The organism is Paenibacillus sp. CR_12, assembly GCF_041953985.1.
GTDB lineage: Bacteria > Bacillota > Bacilli > Paenibacillales > Paenibacillaceae > Paenibacillus_AQ > Paenibacillus_AQ lautus_A.
The window spans coordinates 343,310-363,549 of the sequence record NZ_JAVFHO010000004.1; the positions used below are offsets into that span (position 1 = coordinate 343,310).

General features: G+C 51.6%; 20 protein-coding genes, 2 tRNA genes and 1 pseudogene. 3 read left to right on the plus strand and 20 right to left on the minus strand.

Annotated elements, in window-relative coordinates; translation table 11 throughout:
• The first annotated feature begins 163 nt into the window (after window positions 1-163).
• Window positions 164-763 carry a TetR/AcrR family transcriptional regulator gene (locus tag RB297_RS17240; RefSeq protein WP_251493697.1) on the plus strand — a complete coding sequence of 200 codons (600 nt, stop codon included), beginning with the start codon at window positions 164-166 and terminating at the stop codon, window positions 761-763.
• A 103-nt stretch (window positions 764-866) separates the two neighbouring features.
• Window positions 867-2,072, plus strand: a complete 1,206-nt coding sequence (locus tag RB297_RS17245; RefSeq protein ID WP_015734266.1) for an MFS transporter — start codon at window positions 867-869, stop codon at window positions 2,070-2,072.
• A gap of 99 nt (window positions 2,073-2,171) precedes the next feature.
• On the opposite strand, the gene RB297_RS17250 is transcribed toward RB297_RS17245, so the two are convergent.
• Window positions 2,172-2,426 carry a hypothetical protein gene (locus RB297_RS17250; protein WP_096773094.1) on the minus strand — a complete coding sequence of 85 codons (255 nt, stop codon included), beginning with the start codon at window positions 2,424-2,426 and terminating at the stop codon, window positions 2,172-2,174.
• A 195-nt stretch (window positions 2,427-2,621) separates the two neighbouring features.
• Between RB297_RS17250 and RB297_RS17255 the strand changes: the two genes are divergently transcribed.
• Window positions 2,622-4,232, plus strand: coding sequence for a GMC family oxidoreductase (locus tag RB297_RS17255; RefSeq protein ID WP_375121017.1), 1,611 nt, complete (start codon window positions 2,622-2,624; stop codon window positions 4,230-4,232).
• A 110-nt stretch (window positions 4,233-4,342) separates the two neighbouring features.
• On the opposite strand, the gene RB297_RS17260 is transcribed toward RB297_RS17255, so the two are convergent.
• From RB297_RS17260 to pyrR, 19 genes and pseudogenes are all read right to left on the minus strand, one after another.
• Window positions 4,343-4,930 carry a hypothetical protein gene (locus RB297_RS17260; RefSeq protein WP_096773092.1) on the minus strand — a complete coding sequence of 196 codons (588 nt, stop codon included), beginning with the start codon at window positions 4,928-4,930 and terminating at the stop codon, window positions 4,343-4,345.
• Window positions 4,931-5,331: 401 nt separating this feature from the next.
• Window positions 5,332-5,436, minus strand: coding sequence for a YjcZ family sporulation protein (locus RB297_RS17265; RefSeq protein WP_374705851.1), 105 nt, complete (start codon window positions 5,434-5,436; stop codon window positions 5,332-5,334).
• Window positions 5,437-5,664: 228 nt separating this feature from the next.
• A pseudogene (locus tag RB297_RS17270) lies at window positions 5,665-6,033 on the minus strand (YetF domain-containing protein).
• 286 nt (window positions 6,034-6,319) lie between these two features.
• Window positions 6,320-6,393, minus strand: a tRNA-Ile gene (locus RB297_RS17275).
• 55 nt (window positions 6,394-6,448) lie between these two features.
• Window positions 6,449-6,525, minus strand: a tRNA-Met gene (locus RB297_RS17280).
• An 82-nt stretch (window positions 6,526-6,607) separates the two neighbouring features.
• Window positions 6,608-6,772: a hypothetical protein gene (locus tag RB297_RS17285; RefSeq protein WP_009589607.1), complete on the minus strand. Its 165-nt coding sequence runs from the start codon at window positions 6,770-6,772 to the stop codon at window positions 6,608-6,610.
• 182 nt (window positions 6,773-6,954) lie between these two features.
• Window positions 6,955-7,227: a WXG100 family type VII secretion target gene (locus tag RB297_RS17290; RefSeq protein ID WP_009589633.1), complete on the minus strand. Its 273-nt coding sequence runs from the start codon at window positions 7,225-7,227 to the stop codon at window positions 6,955-6,957.
• 37 nt (window positions 7,228-7,264) lie between these two features.
• A complete protein-coding gene (locus RB297_RS17295; protein ID WP_009589601.1) occupies window positions 7,265-7,540 on the minus strand; it encodes a DUF4176 domain-containing protein in 276 nt (91 codons plus the stop codon).
• Window positions 7,540-8,307, minus strand: coding sequence for a hypothetical protein (locus RB297_RS17300; protein ID WP_096773091.1), 768 nt, complete (start codon window positions 8,305-8,307; stop codon window positions 7,540-7,542). Before RB297_RS17300 ends, RB297_RS17295 begins: the two co-directional genes overlap by 1 nt.
• Window positions 8,308-8,321: 14 nt before the next feature.
• Window positions 8,322-9,395, minus strand: coding sequence for a WXG100 family type VII secretion target (locus tag RB297_RS17305; protein ID WP_096773090.1), 1,074 nt, complete (start codon window positions 9,393-9,395; stop codon window positions 8,322-8,324).
• A gap of 72 nt (window positions 9,396-9,467) precedes the next feature.
• Window positions 9,468-10,253, minus strand: coding sequence for a hypothetical protein (locus RB297_RS17310; protein WP_096773089.1), 786 nt, complete (start codon window positions 10,251-10,253; stop codon window positions 9,468-9,470).
• Between the two features lie 217 nt (window positions 10,254-10,470).
• Window positions 10,471-11,055, minus strand: coding sequence for a TetR/AcrR family transcriptional regulator (locus RB297_RS17315; protein ID WP_096773088.1), 585 nt, complete (start codon window positions 11,053-11,055; stop codon window positions 10,471-10,473).
• Window positions 11,056-11,245: 190 nt separating this feature from the next.
• Entirely contained in the window at window positions 11,246-11,887 is a 642-nt protein-coding gene (gene pyrE / locus RB297_RS17320; RefSeq protein WP_009589603.1) for an orotate phosphoribosyltransferase, read from the minus strand.
• Window positions 11,884-12,621, minus strand: coding sequence for an orotidine-5'-phosphate decarboxylase (gene pyrF, locus RB297_RS17325; RefSeq protein ID WP_009589605.1), 738 nt, complete (start codon window positions 12,619-12,621; stop codon window positions 11,884-11,886). The genes pyrE and pyrF overlap by 4 nt, the downstream gene beginning before the upstream one ends.
• Window positions 12,622-12,642: 21 nt before the next feature.
• Window positions 12,643-15,849, minus strand: coding sequence for a carbamoyl-phosphate synthase large subunit (gene carB / locus RB297_RS17330; protein WP_096773087.1), 3,207 nt, complete (start codon window positions 15,847-15,849; stop codon window positions 12,643-12,645).
• Window position 15,850: 1 nt separating this feature from the next.
• Window positions 15,851-16,987, minus strand: coding sequence for a glutamine-hydrolyzing carbamoyl-phosphate synthase small subunit (carA, locus tag RB297_RS17335; RefSeq protein WP_009589632.1), 1,137 nt, complete (start codon window positions 16,985-16,987; stop codon window positions 15,851-15,853).
• A 60-nt stretch (window positions 16,988-17,047) separates the two neighbouring features.
• The gene (locus tag RB297_RS17340; protein WP_375121018.1) at window positions 17,048-18,349 is read right to left on the minus strand and encodes a dihydroorotase; all 1,302 of its coding nucleotides are present in this window, start codon (window positions 18,347-18,349) and stop codon (window positions 17,048-17,050) included.
• A gap of 122 nt (window positions 18,350-18,471) precedes the next feature.
• The gene (locus RB297_RS17345; protein ID WP_277749023.1) at window positions 18,472-19,383 is read right to left on the minus strand and encodes an aspartate carbamoyltransferase catalytic subunit; all 912 of its coding nucleotides are present in this window, start codon (window positions 19,381-19,383) and stop codon (window positions 18,472-18,474) included.
• Window positions 19,383-19,943: a bifunctional pyr operon transcriptional regulator/uracil phosphoribosyltransferase PyrR gene (pyrR, locus tag RB297_RS17350; protein WP_096773084.1), complete on the minus strand. Its 561-nt coding sequence runs from the start codon at window positions 19,941-19,943 to the stop codon at window positions 19,383-19,385. The genes RB297_RS17345 and pyrR overlap by 1 nt, the downstream gene beginning before the upstream one ends.
• Window positions 19,944-20,240 lie beyond the last annotated feature (297 nt).

The following is a 20,240-nucleotide window of genomic DNA, read 5'->3' on the forward strand; positions in this document are numbered from 1 at the left end:
GCTGCCTTTTGGAGGTAACGGTTATTTTTTTAGGACAGGCTTCGATCCCGGAGCGCCGGATAGAATTTTCTCTTGAATATTTTAAACCCATTTGTTAAGATACAGAACGAACGTTCAGTATATACAATTTTGACGATAGCCTAGGGGATAAGGGGGTGCATGCGTGAACAAAAAACAACAGCAAACCGAAGATACCAAGCGACGCATTGCCGAAGCCGCCAAGGCGCTATTTATGCAGAAGGGATACAAATCAACGTCGATCGAGGAAATCGTCGAAGCCACCGGCAGCAGCAAAGGGAATATCTATTATCACTTTAAAAGCAAGGAAGGGCTGTTTCTGTATTTGATCGAGGAATGGGACCTCGAGTGGGAACAGAAATGGAGCAGCAAGGAGCAGCAATACACCACAACCGTTGAGAAATTGTACGGAATTGCCGACCAACTGGTGTTTGATGATCTGAACCACCCCTTCTCCAAAGCTCTGGACGAATTCATGAACAACAATGGAGACGTATCCGAGGAAGTAGAGCAGCGAATCGTCCGGATTATCCGAAGCCACCTGGAATTCAATCAGAAGTTGCTGCAGCAAGGGATTGATCAAGGGGAGTTTGAGAATCATAACGTGGAGCAGCTCTCCCTCATTTTTGAAAGCCTCATCGTAGGCTTAAGCCAGATGTCCCGCATCACGAAGGTAAAAAATCCGCTTGCCCTTTATCATACGGCCATTCAAGTATTTCTGCACGGCATCGAAAAGAAATCGTAAACGACCCGTTCTCTTTTTTATGCTCTATTATAAACCGAACGTTCAGTATATAAAGAAAACCGTACAGCATCATTAATCGTTTTTGATCTTTGGAGGAATCATCATGTCATTACTATTGCGAAACAATGGAGCCATTCTGCTCCTCATGTTCAATATATTCTTAGTTTTCACCGGCATCGGGCTTGTCATCCCCATTATGCCTACCTATATGACGGAGCTGCATATCAGCGGAAGCACCGTGGGCATGCTGGTTGCCGCCTTTTCATTAACGCAGCTGCTATTCTCGCCGCTTGCGGGAAGATTGTCCGATATCATGGGCCGCAAAAAAATCATCATCTCCGGCATGATTGTATTCGCCATATCGGAATGGTTATTCGGAGCGGCCAGCACGCCGACGCTGCTGTTCGCGGCAAGAATGCTGGGCGGCATCGGCGCCGCCCTCATCATGCCCGCCGTCATGGCCTATACGGCAGACGTCACTTCCAATGAGGAACGTGCCCGGGGGATGGGATTCATTAATGCAGCGATTACGACAGGCTTCATTATCGGACCCGGCATCGGGGGTTTCATCGCCGAGTTTGGCATTCGTGTTCCTTTCTACGCCGCAGCCGTAGCCGGGGGCATTGCCGCTCTGGTGACGCTGCTGCTGCTTCCGGAATCATCCGCCAAGCAAGAAGCCCCTACCGTGCTGGGACGGAAACAGGAGAGCCTGGCAGTCCAGCTGGTCCGTTCGTTCAGGGAGCCGTATTTCCTTAGTCTGATCATCGTATTTGTTCTGTCGTTCGGTCTTGCCAATTATGAAACGGTGTTCGGCCTGTTCGTGGATCATAAATTCGGATTCACCCCTAAAGATATCGCCATGATCATTACGTTTGGCTCCATTGCGGGCGCTGTCGTGCAGGCAACGATATTCGGCTGGATCCTGAACCGGTTCGGCGAGAAAAGGGTCATTACGCTCAGCTTGCTCACAGCGGGAATCTGCATTCTGTTAACGCTGTTTGTGCATAAATATTGGCTAATCTTCCTTGTGACGTTCCTTGTCTTCCTGTCGATCGACATCCTGCGTCCTGCCATCGGCACGCAAATGTCCAAGCTGGCAAAGGATCAGCAAGGCTACGTCGCCGGCCTGAACTCGGCTTATACCAGTCTGGGGAACATCGCGGGGCCCCTTGTCGCAGGTTATCTGTTTGATTTGGACATCAACTTCCCATACATCTCTGCATCGATCGTCCTCATCCTCTGCTTTTTCTTGGCCATGCGTGCCGGCAGAGCCTGGGCTGCTACGGAAGCTGTCACGAATGAGCGGTAATCATACGCTGAAAACAACATACTCTCACGTCTTAGACAATGACAGAACAAGACCCTGCCGGAAACTTCCGGCAGGGTCTTTAGTTTTCGTTGTTATGTATTAATAAGCCACCAGGACAATAATCGCCAATAAAGCCACAAGCGCAAACAATAGGGCCCATCCCAGTTCAAAACGTCTTTTTTCCTGATATGCCTTAAAAGCCTTCCTTGACTCGAATACGAATACGATCACTAAGAAGGCAAGCAACACGGGCAGTCCCCAGGACTGATTCAATACCCACTCTGACACCTTGATCCCCCATCCTATGTACGAAAATGAGCTGCATCCCGCCAGCCTCGGCGTTTGGAAGTACATGTCCCTAACGACTCCATTAAAATGTACCGTAAGTTGTTCCCGATTACAAATCTCGCTGATCGGGTCTTCTGATGGATCTTTTAGGCTCCTCTGGATTTGAGCATCACTTGAATCATGATCATACTGCAGAGTTAAGCACAGTTGTCAGAGCAAATTAATATTCTGAATTAGTTCATTTCCAAAAGGAGTGCTTTAATGGAGAAAAAATCAACTTATGATTACATCGTTGTAGGCACAGGCCCGGCCGGGGCCGTGATTGCGAAGACACTTACTGACGACATGCGAACCTCCGTGCTTGTTTTAGAATCGGGCGGAAACCATGACAAAGACAAACCGATTAAGGATTCAACCTTTGCACTTGAATTGGAAGAAAGCTTCTTTCCGAATTACTTTTGGCAGGGAGAAGGCATCCCCCAAGAGGAACTTGATGAACGCGCATTCGAATGGACAACAGGTCGACTCTCGGGAGGCGGTTCTTCAATCAACGGAGAACAATATGTAAGACCGACATCCGCCGTGCTCCGAAAGTGGGAACGGCTGCTTGGACCTCTCTGGTCACCCGAGAAAGCGATTCGACGTTTCAAATCATTGGAGAATTATAACGGAGAAACCACAGATATCAATGCACACGGGTATCGAGGAAGAATCAACGTCCGGCAAGCACCCGAAACTCCAACGCCGATGGCTCACAAGCTGACAACTGCGATCGAGCGGGCAACAGGTTATCCGACCATTCTTGACTATAATGATCCGAATACTCCCATGGGACCGTTCACCCGTTGGCAATTATACCAACAGCCTGATGGCCGTAGGGAGAGCTCCTCCACAGCCTTCCTGTCTCGCGATATTATGACGGCCACAGGTCGGGGAGTGAATAACAGAAAACTAACTGTGAAGTTTCGAACAACGGTTCTCCGTATTCTTTTCTCCGGTAAGCGGGCCATTGGCGTTGAATATTTGAAGGATGGCAAGTGCTGCTATGCGTATTCCCGCAAAAAGGTTATTATTTCGGCGGGGATCAACAGCCCTCAGTTGTTGATGTTGTCAGGAATCGGACCCGCCAAAATGCTGAAAAAGGCTGAAATCCCTGTCATCTTCGACAATCCAAACGTAGGGCAAAGGTTAAAAAACCATACGTTAAATTTCGCAGTATTTGCTACCAATTCACAAGATCGTCCCCTCCCTCCCTTAGACCCCAACACACTGTATACGGGAGGAGCTTTCTTGCCAGATCCATCTGGCATCGATCCGGATGAGCGGGCTGTTCAACTCGTTGGTATTGGATCCGATGAAGAATTGACCCTAGCGATTCTGTACTTGCGACCCAAGAGCAATGGGACGATCCGCATACAAAGCAAAGATCCGCTGAATATCGTATTGGCAGATGAGGGATTTCTCTCAAATCCAGACGACATGGAGGCGGTAAAAAGAATTTATAGAACGTATATCAAAGATATTGCCATAGAGTTGGAACAGATTGATTCTTCATATCGTCTCTTATCCCCTACATTTGATATTATCGATGACGATGACAGGCTTGAAGAATTTATTAAGGAAAATTTCGATCACAATCACCATCAGCAAGGATTTCTGCGGATGGCTCCTTTATCCGCAGGAGGAGTCGTTAACCGTAAAGGAAAGGTACACGGGGTTCAAGATTTGATCGTCGCAGATGCGTCCTTAGTTCCATATACAGTCGACGGAAACACCTCTTCTGCTGCATATCTTATCGGCTACACCATCGCAAAGCAATTAAGTAAACGCAAAAAAAAGCAACGACCACATCCGGAATCGGGGGAAGAATGAAAACTTCCCCTCGCTTCCGTTATGATGGAATGCTAATATCGCGAAAGCAGCTCAATGCCGCACTCGACGGGCCGCTACTCAGCCGGTGGATACTTTGAGCTACTACCGGACTAATCTTCTAGTTCAATCTCGATACGGGCAAGGACACCAGCTGGATTATCTCCGCTTCTGTTTGCATTTGACGGGAAGTTAAAAGCGGCGATCACGATATCGTTTGTACCTCTCCGAAGGAAGCGTCTGATATTAAAAGTTCTTCCCGGATTAAAGAATGAAACGTTGCCCTGCGGGTTGTCGATAACGACCGACCGTCCATTGATTAAAACGATGGCAAAGTTATCCACGGACAGGAATAAGCTAGCTCTCTCAATATCGTCTCTAATCGTAAATCTTCTGGCGACCACAGCAGCAGGACCGTTAGGGTCATTTCTTCCCCAAACGTACGATTCACCGGCTTGCGGCGCCACCCACGCCGGATTTCGCTCGATTTCTAGTGCATTTACCCAATTTCGATTCGTACTTATTCTTCTGGTTCGTTGACTAATAACAACCGGATTTTGTGCGTTCAATGATCTCTGTGCGGCAATCACCGTTCTCATTGCCTTTGCAACGCTACCCGCCCATATTCCGCTATGTCTTCTAGGCGTTTGCAGTTGTTTGACCGTATTTTTTGCCTTTCCTGATACTGTGCTTTTGTGCATTTGTGCTTCCTCCTTTTTATCAACGAAATCCTTAACATATATATGAGTCCATTGAATTAATGGATATGGACAATAGATTAGTCAAAATCACTCAATTTTCTCAAATGAAAATATCCTCCGGCTTATAGCACTTATAACCCAGCGTATGAATGAACCATAATCTCATACCGTTTATGACCTGTTGGCCTTTGTCACATTTTTTTTCAGTTCCTAAGACGACCATACTGATCTCTGCGGTGTCGTTGTTTAATGTTCAGTTTAAGTACAATGAAAATGCTAAAAACGGGGACGGAAAAGTTGCCGTCCCCGTTTATCGTAATTGGGGATACCACATGGGTGCAGTATCGTAATTTGATGAATTAAATTAAATCAATGAATGAATGCTTCATTAAGGAGCTTCATTAAATCCAAAACGTTCCCAAGATAATAACCAAGAGAATAAATAAAACCAGAACAGTTCCTACTGGATTACCGTAACCGTTGTAACCACCTTTTTCGCAGCTCACCGATTTAACCTCCTTGCTTTGTGGAATGGTACAGTTTATGTAGATAGACGGTCTTAGTCTGGACATTTCGGCAATCATGATCAGATTGTGCTAATGTTAAGGATATTACCCATACTTTCAGTGTCTTCAGGCGTCTGCCAAACCGTTCTGTAAACAGCAAAAAACCCTTGCATCGCAAGGGTTTTAGCTTCTCCTATTATATAGATTCCGGCTGTATGTGATGCGTCGTTACTCTACATCAACGGGATGCTGTATTTTATCCCGATAAAGATCGATGTACAGCTGACCGTCGGTTCCTTTCACTGCATAAAAAACATCTGCAATTTCTTTGTTCCGGACTTTTAATTTTTCTTTAATCCACTCTGGGGATAGATCATTGATTTTTAGATTATTTTCTAATAGTTGTCCATCCATGATAAGCTCAATCGGAAACTGCTGATTCCCTTTCAAGCCCTTTTACATATCTTTTAAAGTTACATTCTGGTATTCCTTTTTCTTCATTACAGATATCTTTCCATTGATCTCTAATACGCCGTACTCCACTTCCGAGATGTCAAATATATCCTTTTGCGCAACACACGGCCGTAACAAATTCATGAAAATTCATGTTAGACAACGTTTGTTTGCCCAAAAACCGCGTAATAATCAACAAAATAACGAATGCTGATATACTACGAAGTAAAATAATCATGTGCTCTAGCATGAAGACCCATACACTCCTTTCTACCGTATATCTTATGTATGGGCAATTTTTCTAAAAATAAACCGATAAGCTTAGATGCCTTCAGCAGCAATCCCACCTTATCGTAAAATCTCATATCGTTCGGTCTAAACCGTCCTATAAACAGCAAAAAACCCTTGCATCGCAAGGGTTTTCATAAAGTGGGCCCTGAGGGACTCGAACCCCCGACCAGTCGGTTATGAGCCGACCGCTCTAACCAACTGAGCTAAGGGCCCTGAACATACATGTACACATAAACATAAGGACGTCATACATACATCGTTTAAAAATTGGTTGCGGGGGCAGGATTTGAACCTGCGGCCTTCGGGTTATGAGCCCGACGAGCTACCGAACTGCTCCACCCCGCGTCAATGCTGTATCAAACAGCGACAAGAATAAATATACACCATTCCCCTGCATCAAGTCAAGTGCTGTTTTAATGGAATTTCCTCAAGGCAGGAATCGCACGCCATAACGCCCCTTCTTGGAACGATAAACCTCTACCATCCGCGGATCATGATACCCGAACAGCCAGCCGTCCTGCTCCAGACGTTTAGCGAAGCACCCAGCCTGAAATTTGGTTGTATAGAGCTTTCCGTAATATACCCAGTTCATCCTATGCGGCTCCTTACCGAAATGATAATGTAATGCTGTCATATTATGTCCAAACTTCCACAAAAAAAACGCCGTCCTCCGAAGTTCTCCATCCCTCCCCATAATAAAAACAATCAGCCATGCCGTATACCGTGCCGGGATACGTATATGCTGATTGTTGTCTTGGGTTATAACCCATTCGCTTATTGGCCGTCGGCCTCTGCAAACCGGGCAGCGATGCTCATCAGCTCCTGCTCCATCGAATGCATCATCTGGATGAAATTCATCAGCTGCGCCTTCGTCTCCTCGGCCTCTGTGCGAAAACGCTGCTGGGAAACGCCTTCCCATTCGGCATTCAGCGTTTCAATGACCTGGGACAGCCTCGCGACCAATTCCCCGCCGTAGTCACTCCCGCTGCGAATGTCTGCCGCCGCGCGGCGCAGCTCCTCGGGCGATACCTCTATACGTCCTGACATAGATCCGCCTCACGCTCCTCCCTTAATCCCTGGCAAGCTAAGTAGCCTTCGTCTCAGCCAGTACGGCCTGAAATTGTTCTTCCTCTTCGTCCTGGTAACCCGTAAAAATAATCTCTTGGATATCCTCATGGTTAAACACGTAAGCAAACTCCGGGCTGACATACCCTTCCGGATACGGACAAGCCAGATAGTCGAACAATTGCGGCTGCTCAAGCGCCAAAATTTGCTTGCGTCCATAGATCACCAGCTTTTTCTCGCCTTCCTTCAAAATGACGATCGATCCGTTGGGCAGCAGCTGCTGTTGTTGCGTCATTACGATCCTCTCCTTTTCTTACTCTGACGATGCGGTGCCGCCGGCGTGCGGCCCTGATTCATTTTGTTCAGAAACGCGGCATTCCGCTGCTCCTTCGGCAATCCCAATACGGGATAATGAGCCCTCAGCTTTTCCATATTGTTCTGGATGAACCGATATCGAGGGATGAACACAACGGCCAGGTACAGGCCGAGAATCAACAGGACGGAAAAAGCCGCCATGCCCATGACGAATCCGCCAAGGTCCCCGGTAACGGCAACCACGACGTAATACCCTGTGTAACCGATGCCAGCCAACAGCAAGGCCGCTTTGCCTGCTTTGCCGATGCCGCCTTTGCGTTCCATGGACTGGTACGTCCCTTGCCGCAGCGCTCTTGCATGCAGAACATAAAACGCAACGAGCAGCAGGAGCATCACCGCGATCGAGCTAAGTCCATATCCGATCGATTCGACACCGGCCATGTCATACATCATTTTCAAGATAGCCAGCTGGCAAGTGACCGCCAACGCCAATCCGTAAATCCCCAAGTACAGCACAAAACCGACCTCAGACCTGTATGGATTTACGCTCAGGCCAATTCCCCACAGCAGCATGGCCGCCCACACCGCCGCCGCCGCATAAAAATATACCGACATCATCGGCGCCGCCAGCGTGACCAGCACGGGGATGAGCATAATGAATAAAAAGCATACGATGCCGCCCCGAATTTGCTCGGCGGGGATTAACCGGAAATGAAACTGTTCTTCCTCTGAAATCTTCGTGCTCATCTATGACACTCCCTTTATTTGAACCATCCGGCTATCGTAGAACCTATCTTCTCCGCCCCCATTTTCAATCCTTCGGTTACGGTATCTTTCTTCCCGTCCCCGTCAAAATCCGCGAACTTGATGCCGTCCATGACGTAGGAAGCGCCGACCGACACGCCGAAGCCGATGGCCGCACCCGCCAGGGTGCCGATCGGACCGCCCACTGCCGTCCCGATCAGCGCGCCGGCTTTAGCGCCAGCCGCCGCGGAAGCGACCACGGTTCCCACGCCGACACCCACGTCGACGACGGCGTCTCCGGCTATTTTCGCCCCGCTCTTGTTTTCATTGATATTCGTGACCAGATTTCCCACCGTTTGCATGGCGATGCCGGCATAACCAAGCTTGCCGCCCTTCCAGCTGAGCGAGTCCTTCACGGCTGCGCCGGGCAGGACGTATTTCGGAATTCGGGGGTGATTCCGCCAATTGTACTCGGCATAGGATTTCTTGCGGATATTGGCAAGCATGCCGTTCGTCACATTGGCACGCATGTTGCCGCGCTTGTCTTTTTCAAGCCATACGCCGAAGCCGTTCCGGTACATATCCCAGTATTTGTACATCGTGCCCGATGCGGTTGCCGTTCCGAACAATACCCCTGCGGCCGCAAGCGGATTGCCCTTCCATTGATCCGCCGTGCCGCCGAATGGCGCGAGCGCATTGAATTCGACGCCCGCCGCCGTCACGGGCGGATCCGTCTTCTTATTTCCGTTCTGTGCCATACTTGCCTGAAGCAGCAGATGCGGACTCACCTGGGCGACCGATTGTTTGCCGAAATTCAGATTGCTCCCGAGCGATTGGTCGGTCTGCGAAAAATCCCCCGCTTTCTTCACGAGCTGGCCGCGATTCTGCTCCAGACGGCCTACGACCGACTGGCACGCGGCCCGGCATTGCGCAAGGCGCTGCTCTACCTGGGCGCGATGGCGCGATTCCCAGGACATGCTCTGGATGCGCTGCTGCATCCGCTCCTGAAGCGCTTGGACTTCCCGTGCAATATCAGATACCGCTGCGCCCTGCTGGTTCAGCATTTCAGGTACCACACGTATTTTGGTCATAGCTAACAATCCTCCATGTCATTGATCGAGAAGGCAAAAATTACAGTATGCGGGATCAGGATGCAACGTCTCTCACTTAATACGCTCGATGACCGCGCCGAGTTCCCGGATGATCTCGGTTACCGTAGCGCCCCATATTTGGTCCTGTTCGCCTTCGTTGCGAATCAGCCAATTGGATTGCGCTCCCCGTAACAGCTCGATTCCCTGAATCCGGCAGTTCAGATCCGGACAATAATACGCCGTGAAGGTGGCATATCTCTCCGGATGGCTGACGCAATCAGCCAAGTCATTAACGACCGATTCCGGATAGCCTTGAGCAAGCAGGTGCTTCCGAGGCTCCTGCCCCCCTTGCTCGGCGTTCATCCATTGCTGGAACCAGCCCTTAGGCAAGGCCAGTGAGCCTGTATCGCGATTTTTTCGGTCCTCCAGCTGCAGGTAACCGATGATCTTCAGCCAAGCCTCCGAAGGGGTTCCGAGCTCTTCCAGCACATAAAGCCTTTCACCGCCTGGCCCGATTTCGATATCCGCCTTCACGACAAGGCCGGAACTGTAATAAATGAAGCACTCCTTCGACGTTTCCTCCGAACCTGCCACCCTCATATGAATCGTTAACAAGGTCCGGCTGCATACTTCTATGTATTCCAGGAGCTCCTGCACAAGAACCGGCTCGTTATCGGCCGTTTGAATCAAACCCTTCTCCAGCAGTTCCTGCTCAATCTTGGCTACTTCGACAGGCATCTCTTCCGTGAGCGTTCCGCGAAAAGGGTCCTCCAACCCGATGACGGCCCGCGCACCGACAATGCCGGTTAATACAAAGAATTGCTTGCCGGTCAGTTGGATCCTGGACGGAATTTCCAAAGATCTCTCCTCCTTACGGTCAGTCCCGCCTATTTTGTGTTTGTTTTCGAAGTTATCATTACTATTATAGGTGAGACGTATCCTTCCCCTCTACCAAATCCTGGCCCTAAATTTATAGGAACATATACCCAAATCAGACGGCTCCCAAACCACCAAGCGGCAAAATATAAAAAAACATTCCCGGGCTTTGGCAATCACCTCTGGAATGTTTGAGCGGTTATGTTGGATTAAGCGGCTCATCCTTCCGGATAATGCCGTGATATAGAATCGTCATCAGTTGTTCGCTGACCGCATTCAGGCTGCCCAGACCACGGTACCATTCCGTTCGCGCCGTAAATTCATTGATAAAAGTCAAAAACGCGACCAGTACCTGCGGGGATATGTCTTTGCGGATCTGTCCCAGCTGCTGGCCTTTAAAAATCAGCATTTCGAATTCCGGGACAACGTATTTCTGATTGAACTGAAGCAGCTTGTCCATCTGTTCCGGAAACTTGGCCAGATCCGACACAAATTGCTGCGAGACGAGCGCCGAAAACTTCTCCTGATCCCTGTAGAACACGGTTAAGGCATCCAGCGGATCTTTGGCCTGCTCCATGATCCCGCGATAGATCGCCATCATCTCCTCGACCATGCGATCCACCACATGATCCAGTAAGCCCTCTTTGCTCTGATAATAGTTATAAATCGTCATCTTGGAAACGGGGACAGCTTCGGCAATCTGCTCCATGCTGGTTTTCACAATCCCATGCTCCAGAAACAACCTCTTTCCGGCCTCAAGCACCGCTTCTTTTTTTGCGTTCATCGGTAGATTAGATCCCTTCTATTCGGCTTCAGGATGTTTATGGCTAAATCAGCCGCTTACAGTCCTAATGTAACGATCCGTCCTTCGACTGTCAACCCGCGGCCGATATTACGTTATCTTGTTTCAGGAAACCAAAAAAAGCCGCCTCTGTGTCAGTTCACAGAGACGGCGGCCTGAGGATGAAGAATATCTATACGCCAAAGGAGGTTGGATTCGATCTCCAGGATTGTAGGAGCTCCACGTCCTCTGCTTGAATCCGGTTCTCCGATAACGCTACATCAATGAGTGCACCGTAATTGGACAGGCTCTGCAGCGGAATTCCCGCTTCGGCGAAGGCTTGTACCGCTTTATCCAACTGATAGCTGAATATGGCGAGCACCGCGAGCGGCTCTGCTCCTGCGTCCTTGACCGCTTGCGCCGCCTTCAGGGAGCTGCCGCCCGTGGAGATCAGATCCTCGATGACAACGACCTTCTGGCCTGGCTTGATCAAACCTTCGATCAGGTTTTCCTTGCCGTGGCCTTTGGCTTTGTCCCGAATATAGGACATCGGCAGGTTCATCTTCTGGGATACGAAGGCCGCGTGCGGGATCCCTGCGGTGGCCGTTCCGGCAATGGCCTCGGCTTCCGGATACTGCTCCCGAATGACGGCCGCGAACGATTCAGCAATGTAATCGCGAATGTCGGGATAGGACATGGTCAGGCGATTGTCGCAGTAGATCGGTGACTTGATGCCCGACGTCCATGTAAACGGCTGATGAGGTCTTAGGGAAACGGCCTCGATCTTAAGCAAATAAGATGCGATCTGATGCGGAATATTCGCGATGGTACTCATGCTTGAATCATCTCCTCAATAATCTGTTCTGCAGCTTGTCTCGGGTTATGGGACTCGGTGATCGGGCGGCCGACAACCAGGTAATGACTTCCCTTGCGGATCGCTTCCCCAGGTGTAAGCACCCGCGCTTGGTCACCGATATCCGCACCGGCAGGGCGGATACCCGGAATGACGGTTTTGAAATCCTTGCCGCAGGCGGATCGAATGGCCTCCACTTCCAGGGAGGATGCCACGACGCCGTGAAGTCCCGACTGCCGGGCCAACTCAGCATAACGCACGACGGTATCCTCCACCTGGCCGGGAATGCCGATTTCGTTATTCATGACATCCTGATTCGTGCTGGTCAACTGCGTTACCGCAATGATCGTAGGCATGGCAAGACCCGGGGTGTCCGCCACTGCGGCTTCCGCCCCGGCTTTTGCCGCCTGCATCATGAGCGCGCCGCCGCCGGCATGGACATTAAACATGTCCACGCCCAGCCGCGTTACGCTGTGCGAGCCGCCTTTGACCGTATTCGGAATATCATGCATCTTTACATCCAAGAACACGGAATAGCCTTTCGCTTTCAATTCTTTCACAAAGTCAGGACCGGCCGCATAGAACAGCTGCATGCCGACCTTCATATAACACGGGATGCCCTCCAGCTGACGTACCAATGCTTGTGCACGCTCGGCATCCGGGTAATCCAGGGCCACCATCAGGCGGCCCGCCATTTCATTGTAGCTGGCGTTCATCTGTACCCCTCCTTCCCGATTTTAAACCGGCATCGCTTCAGAGGAGAAGTTGATGGTCTCCAGCATCGTCAGAAGCTCGCGAACCGTATCGAGCGAGGTCATGCATACAACGCCATTCTCTACCGCTTCACGGCGGATTCGGAATCCGTCGCGCTGCGGCGTTTTGCCTTTGGTCAATGTGTTGAAGACAAAGTTCGCTTCGCCTGTGCGGATCATATCGAGAATGTTCGGCGTGCCTTCGGACAGCTTGTTGATGGTCGTCACGTCAAGACCCGCTTCTTTGAGCGCTGCCGCCGTACCGCCGGTTGCGATGATTTTATACCCCAGCTTATGGAAGCCCTTCAGCAGCGCAGCCGCTTCGGCTTTGTCTTTATCCGCTATGGTGGCGATGATCGCGCCCGTTGAAGGAATCTTCATGCCTGCACCGATGAGGCCTTTGTACAGTGCCTTGGCATACTTCACGTCGCGGCCCATAACCTCGCCGGTCGATTTCATTTCAGGTCCGAGGGTCGGCTCCACGCGGCGAAGCTTCGCGAAGGAGAAGACCGGCACTTTAACCGATACATGCTCGCTTTCCGGCCACATGCCTTCCTCGTATCCGAGATCCTTCAGCTTGCCGCCCATAATGGCCTGCGTAGCCAGGTTCGCCATCGGAATGCCCGTCACCTTGCTCAGGAACGGCACCGTCCGGGAAGAACGCGGATTCACTTCGATTACGTACACTTCGTTTTTATAGATGACGAACTGGATGTTGACAAGTCCGCGTGTATTGAGCTCTTTGGCAATCTTGATCGTAATTTCGACAATCTTGTCCTTCAAGTCCTGGGACAAGTATTGTGGCGGATATACCGCAATCGAGTCGCCGGAGTGAACCCCTGCGCGCTCTACATGCTCCATAATGCCCGGAATCAGCACGGTCTCGCCATCGCAGATCGCGTCAACCTCCACTTCTTTGCCCAGCATGTAACGGTCGATCAGAACCGGGTGATCCGGGTTGATCTTAACCGCCTCTTTCATGTAGCTCAGAAGCTCGCTGTCGGAGTATACAATCTCCATGGCGCGTCCACCCAGTACATACGAAGGTCTTACGAGCACGGGGTAGCCCAGCGATTGTGCCGTTTCTACGGCATCATCGACCGACGTTACGGTTTTACCTTTCGGCTGGGCGATCTCCAATCGGGACAGAAGCGCTTCGAATTTCTTGCGGTCCTCGGCTTCGTCAATGCTCTCCAGGCTTGTGCCCAGAATCTTCACGCCCGCTTTGCTGAGCGGCTCCGCGAGGTTGATCGCCGTCTGCCCGCCGAACTGCACGATGACGCCGATCGGCTTCTCCTGCTCGATGACATTCATGACATCTTCGAAGAAAAGAGGTTCGAAGTAGAGACGGTCCGACGTATTAAAGTCGGTGGATACGGTCTCCGGGTTGTTGTTGATGATAACAGCTTCATATCCCGCCTTCTGGATGGCCCATACGGCATGCACCGTGGAGTAGTCGAATTCGATCCCTTGACCGATCCGGATCGGACCGGAGCCGAGCACGATGACTTTCTCCTTCGCGGATTCGATGACTTCATTCTCCGTTTCGTAGGTGGAGTAGTAGTACGGCGTCGTTGCTTCAAACTCCGCTGCGCAGGTATCCACCATTTTGTAAACCGGACGCAATCCGTGCTCGCGGCGGAGGAATCCGATCGACTCCTCGGTCGTGTGCGTGCTGGCCTTGCCTTCTGCGCGGAGCTCGGCGATGGCACGATCCGTAAAGCCGAGACGCTTCGCTTCGTACAGCGTTTCGTAAGTCAGCGACGCTTCGCTGCGAATATGGTCTTCATACTTGATCAGGCGTTCGATTTTGTCCAGGAACCACCAGTCGATCTTCGTCAGGTCCTGAATCTGCTGCAGATCATAGCCCCGGCGGAACGCTTCCGCGATCAGGAACATCCGCTCATCGTCCGCTTTGATCAGGCGCTGCTGGAGCACTTCATCGCTCAGCTCGTTCGCGCCTTTCAGGTATAGACGGTGCACGCCGATTTCCAGGGAGCGAACCGCTTTATGGATCGATTCTTCGAAGGTGCGGCCGATTGCCATCACTTCGCCGGTTGCCTTCATCTGGGTGCCCAGCTTCCGGTTGGCATGGATGAACTTGTCGAACGGCCAGCGCGGAATTTTGCTGACGATGTAATCCAGCGTAGGCTCGAAGCAAGCATACGTCTGGCCCGTTACCGGGTTAACGATCTCGTCCAGGGTGTAACCCATCGCGATTTTTGCTGCCATCTTCGCGATCGGGTAGCCCGTTGCTTTGGAAGCCAGCGCGGATGAGCGGCTGACCCGTGGGTTTACCTCGATGACGTAATATTGATAGCTGTTCGGATCCAGCGCGAACTGCACGTTGCATCCGCCTTCGATGTTCAGGGCGCGGATGATTTTCAGCGATGCGGATCTGAGCATTTGATATTCGCGGTCAGACAGCGTTTGGCTTGGCGCCACGACGATGCTGTCGCCGGTATGAACGCCGACCGGATCGAAGTTCTCCATGTTACATACCACGATGCAGTTATCGTTGGCGTCGCGCATAACCTCGTACTCGACTTCTTTCATTCCCGCAATGCTCTTCTCGATCAGGCACTGCGTGATCGGGCTGTAGCGAAGTCCGGAGCTGACCGTTTCGCGCAGCTCCTCTTCGGTTGCGCAAATGCCGCCGCCGGTGCCGCCAAGGGTGTAGGCCGGACGCACGATCACCGGATAACCGATCTCATTCGCGAACTCAAGCGCCTCTTCCAGGGTCGTTACGATCGTGCTCTCCGGCACGGGCTGATCCAATTCGCGCATCAGCTCGCGGAACAAGTCGCGGTCTTCGGCTTTTTCGATCGATTCCAGCTGCGTTCCGAGCAGTTTGACGTTTTCCTGCTCCAGAATTCCGGCACGGGCAAGCTCAACCGCCATGTTCAGTCCCGTTTGTCCTCCAAGCGTCGGGAGCAGTCCGTCCGGACGCTCTTGACGGATGATCTGGGTAACGAAATCCAGCGTGATCGGCTCGATATATACTTTATCCGCCATGTTGGTGTCGGTCATGATGGTCGCCGGGTTACTGTTGATCAGCACGACCTCCATGCCTTCTTCTTTCAGTGCCTGGCAGGCTTGGGTTCCAGCGTAGTCGAATTCCGCTGCTTGCCCGATGACGATCGGACCGGAGCCGATGACGAGAATTTTTTTCAATGTATCATGTTTAGGCATATTATTGAGCTCCTTTCACGGCTGCGGCCAGAACCGCCTGGCGCGGTTTCCGGATTTCATTCTGTTTATGGTCTCTTATCATTTCAAGGAATTGATCGAACAGATAGCTGCTGTCGTGCGGACCAGGGGCAGCTTCAGGATGGTATTGCACCGAGAAGGCCGGGAATTTCGAGTGCTTCAAGCCTTCGATCGTTTTATCGTTGTTGTTGATATGCGTAACTTCCAGATCCGTCCCTTTGACGGATTCTTCGTTTACGGTGTATCCGTGGTTTTGGGAAGTGATGTAGCAGCGTCCGCTGGCAAGCTCTTTTACCGGATGGTTTCCGCCGCGGTGTCCGAATTTCAGCTTTTCGGTGTCCGCGCCCGCAGCCAGCGCAAACAATTGGTGGCCAAGGCAGATGCCGAAGATCGGATATTCGCCGAGCAGTTCTTTGACCATGTTGACGGCGTAAGGCACGTCTTTCGGGTCCCCAGGGCCGTTGGACAACTGAATGCCGTCCGGATGAAGTCTGCGGATTTCATCGGCCGTCGTGTCATGCGGAACGACCATGACGTCACACCCGCGGGACGTCAATTCGCGCAGAATCCCGCTTTTTGCACCGAAGTCGACCAGAACGATCCGTTCCTTTGACCCTGGACTCGTAAACATTTGCGGCGTTGAGGTTTTTGCCACCTGGTTGCGGAGTTCAGCGATCGTCGTATCGCCGAGCATCTCCTTAAGCTCTTCCACCGGTTTGTTGGAAGTGGTCAGAATGCCCTTCATCGTACCGTAATGACGGATGATACGGGTTAACATCCGCGTATCGATCTCGCTGATCCCCGGAATTCCGTATTCCTTCAACAGGCTGTCAACGCTGTATTCTGCGCGCCAGTTGCTGGGAACAGGCTCATGACGACGAACGACGAATCCGTGAACGAACGGCCGAATGGATTCAAAGTCATCCCGCGTGATGCCGTAGTTGCCGATCAAAGGGTACGTCATGGTTACGATCTGTCCGCAGTAGGACGGGTCGCTCAGCACCTCTTGATATCCTGTAATCCCTGTATTGAAAACAACCTCTCCGGTCATTTCAGCATCCGCGCCGAAGGATTTTCCGCTGAACAGCGTTCCGTCCTCCAGTAACAATCTTGCCTGCATCCCGATCACTCCTGTCATCTATGTGTAATTTATTTTATAAGTCTTTTGCCTATTTGTTACTTAGAATCCGTTTTGTTCGGACCATTTCACTTCGCCGTCCACCCAAGTCATCACGGGCCAGCCTTTGAGCTTCCAGCCTGTAAATGGCGTGTTCCGGCCTTTTGTTGCGAACTCTTCCGGATTCACTTCTTTCTCCGCTTCGAGATCGATCATGGTCAGGTCCGCTGCTTTACCGGCTTCCAGCACTCCCGTTGCAAGACCGAATACTCTTGCCGGATCGCTTGTCATCCGTTTTACGAGCAGGGCGAGATCCCATTTTCCCGTGGCGACAAACTTGGTGTAGAGCAGCGGGAACGCCGTTTCGAATCCCACGATGCCGAAGGGAGCCAGCTCCATGCCTTTTGCTTTCTCTTCCGCGCTATGCGGTGCATGATCCGTTACGATCATATCAAGCGTTCCATCCAGCAGACCTTCTATACAAGCCTCCACATCACGCGGTGTGCGCAGCGGCGGGTTCATCTTCCAGTTTGCATCAAGGCCGGGAATGTCTTCGTCGGAGAGAACCAGATGATGCGGGCATACCTCGGCCGTTACCGAGATGCCGATCGCTTTTGCCTGGCGGATCAATCTTACGGACTGCTCCGTGCTCACATGGCATACATGGTAATGCACGCCGGTGGCTTCGGTCAGCAGAATGTCGCGCCCGACATGGATCGCTTCCGACTCGTTCGGTATTCCTTTCAGGCCGTGCTGCTGAGCGAATTTGCCCTCGGTCACGCAAGCTCCTTTTACCAGCGAGTCATCCTCGCAGTGCGCAATGACCGGCATGCCCAGCGCTTTCGCTTTATTCATGGCATCTTTCATCATCTGTGCGTTCTGCACACCGACGCCGTCGTCCGTAAATCCGATCGCACCCGCGGCCTTCAAGGACTCAAAGTCCGTCAGTTCGCGGCCCAGCTCGTTCTTCGTAATGGCTGCATATGGCAGCACCTTCGCAAGATTCGCCTCGCTGGCCTTATCCAGCACGAGCTTCACCGTTTCCGGCGTATCGGTCACCGGTCTTGTGTTCGGCATGCAGGCGATGGTGGTGAAACCGCCTTTGACTGCCGAGCGGCTGCCGCTCTCGATGGTTTCCTTGTGCTCATAACCCGGCTCTCTCAAGTGCACATGCATATCGATGAATCCCGGCGTGACCAGCTTGCCCTCGGCATCGATGATCTGAACGTGATCGCCCGGTTCCGGCAAGGCTGCGATATCGCTCGCAACCGACTGAATCAATCCGTCTGCAATGACGATATGTTTATCTTCGAGCTGTCCTTGTTCATTGATCACTTTGGCATTCTTTATCACTTGCATTTGCATCTTGGTTCCCCTCCGCAGCAGAAGCACCGTTCGCTTCTTTGTATATTGTATAATAAAAATTCATGTTTGTGTATAATTATTAATATTTATTCATTCTGTAAACCGTATTCCGCATGTTCGAATCAGACCATCGCCCGTTCCATGACCGCCATGCGAATGGGCACTCCGTTCGCCATCTGCTTGAATATCATCGATCTCGGGCTTTCCACGACCGCGTCGTCGATTTCAACGTTGCGGTTCACCGGTGCCGGATGCATAATCATGGTGTGCCCCGACAGCTTGGCCGCCCGCTCTTCCGTCAAGCCGTACTGCTCCCGGTACTCCGCGCTGGATTTGAACACCCCTTCGTTATGGCGTTCCAGCTGTACTCTCAGCATCATCACCACATCGGCCTTGAGCGCCTTTTCCATCGATACGTAAGGCGCATACTGAGCCAGCTCCGGAGCCTGCATCGTTTCCGGCGCGCAGAACTGCACATGGGCTCCGAACTTCTGCAGGGCCCACAGATCCGAACGAGCAACCCGGCTGTGCTTGATGTCCCCGATGATGGACACCGTTAATCCCTTAAGCTCGCCGAAGCTTTTCTTCATCGTGTATAGATCAAGCAGCGCCTGCGTGGGATGCTCATTGTTGCCGTCGCCCGCATTGACCAGCGGAATCGAGATCCGCTCCGCCAGCTCCTGCAGCACGCCGGCTGGCTTCAGCCGGATGACGCCCGCGTCGATTCCCATGGATTCCAGCGTTCTGACGGTATCGTAGATCGACTCGCCTTTCTCGACGCTGGATGCTGCCGCCGCAAAGTTCATGACCTCGGCACCGAGTCTTTTCTCAGCCATTTCAAACGAGAATCTCGTTCTGGTGCTGTTCTCGAAGAACATATTAACCGCAAATTTCGATTGAAGTACCGGCACCACTTTCTCGGATTGCGCTTCCCAATATGCTGCCCGATTCAGGATGGATCCGATTTCGTCTCTGCTAATATCCTTCAAACCTAAGAGGCTGCGTTCTTTCAATGAAATGGCTGTTGTCATGATTATCGTTCCTCTCTTTGGCTAATGGTCACTTCGTCCTTGCCGTCGATTTCGGTTAATGCCACCGTAATTTCCTCTTGTTTGGAGGTAGGAACGTTCTTTCCGATATAATCCGGCCGGATCGGCAGCTCGCGATGCCCCCGGTCTGCCAAAACCGCAAGCTGTATCATTCTAGGCCGTCCGCAGTCCATTAGGGCGTCCATTGCTGCCCGAATCGTCCGGCCGGTGTACAGCACGTCATCAAACAAAATAACCTTCTTGTCATGGATGTTCAGGTGCGCTAGGCTGTGCTTCGCTCCCTCACCCCGTTCCGCAGCGGCTCCATTGCTGTCCCGGTCATCGCGGTAAGAGGTCACGTCGATCTCTCCCCAAGGAATCGGAGTACCTTCGATCTCGTTCATTCGCTCCGCGATTCTCTGGGCCAGAAACACGCCGCGCGTGCGGATCCCGACCAATACGCAATCCTCGATCCCTTTATTTTTTTCCAATATTTCATGGGCAATTCTCGTTAGCGCGCGGCGGATGGCCGTCTCGTCCATAATCACATGCTGTTCGTTGCTCATCCTCTTGTCCTCCTTCTAAACGTTTGATTAGCCCTTTATCGTTCCTGACGATCCGTGGATTCATTCCACACAAAAAAACTCCTTGCCCGGCTGGACAAGGAGTTGATCTCATAGAGATGGTGTGGAAAGCGCAGCATCTATCCGCAGACAGAGCCATGCCTCCTGTTAATGAACCTCGGTTCACGTTACCTTGCCAGCCTCACGGGACTGATTTAAAGGTGCTATTCGATTGATCCCATTATGACAGACCCTACAAGAGATGTCAACAGCAATCATGTCGAACGTTGTCGCGTTCCA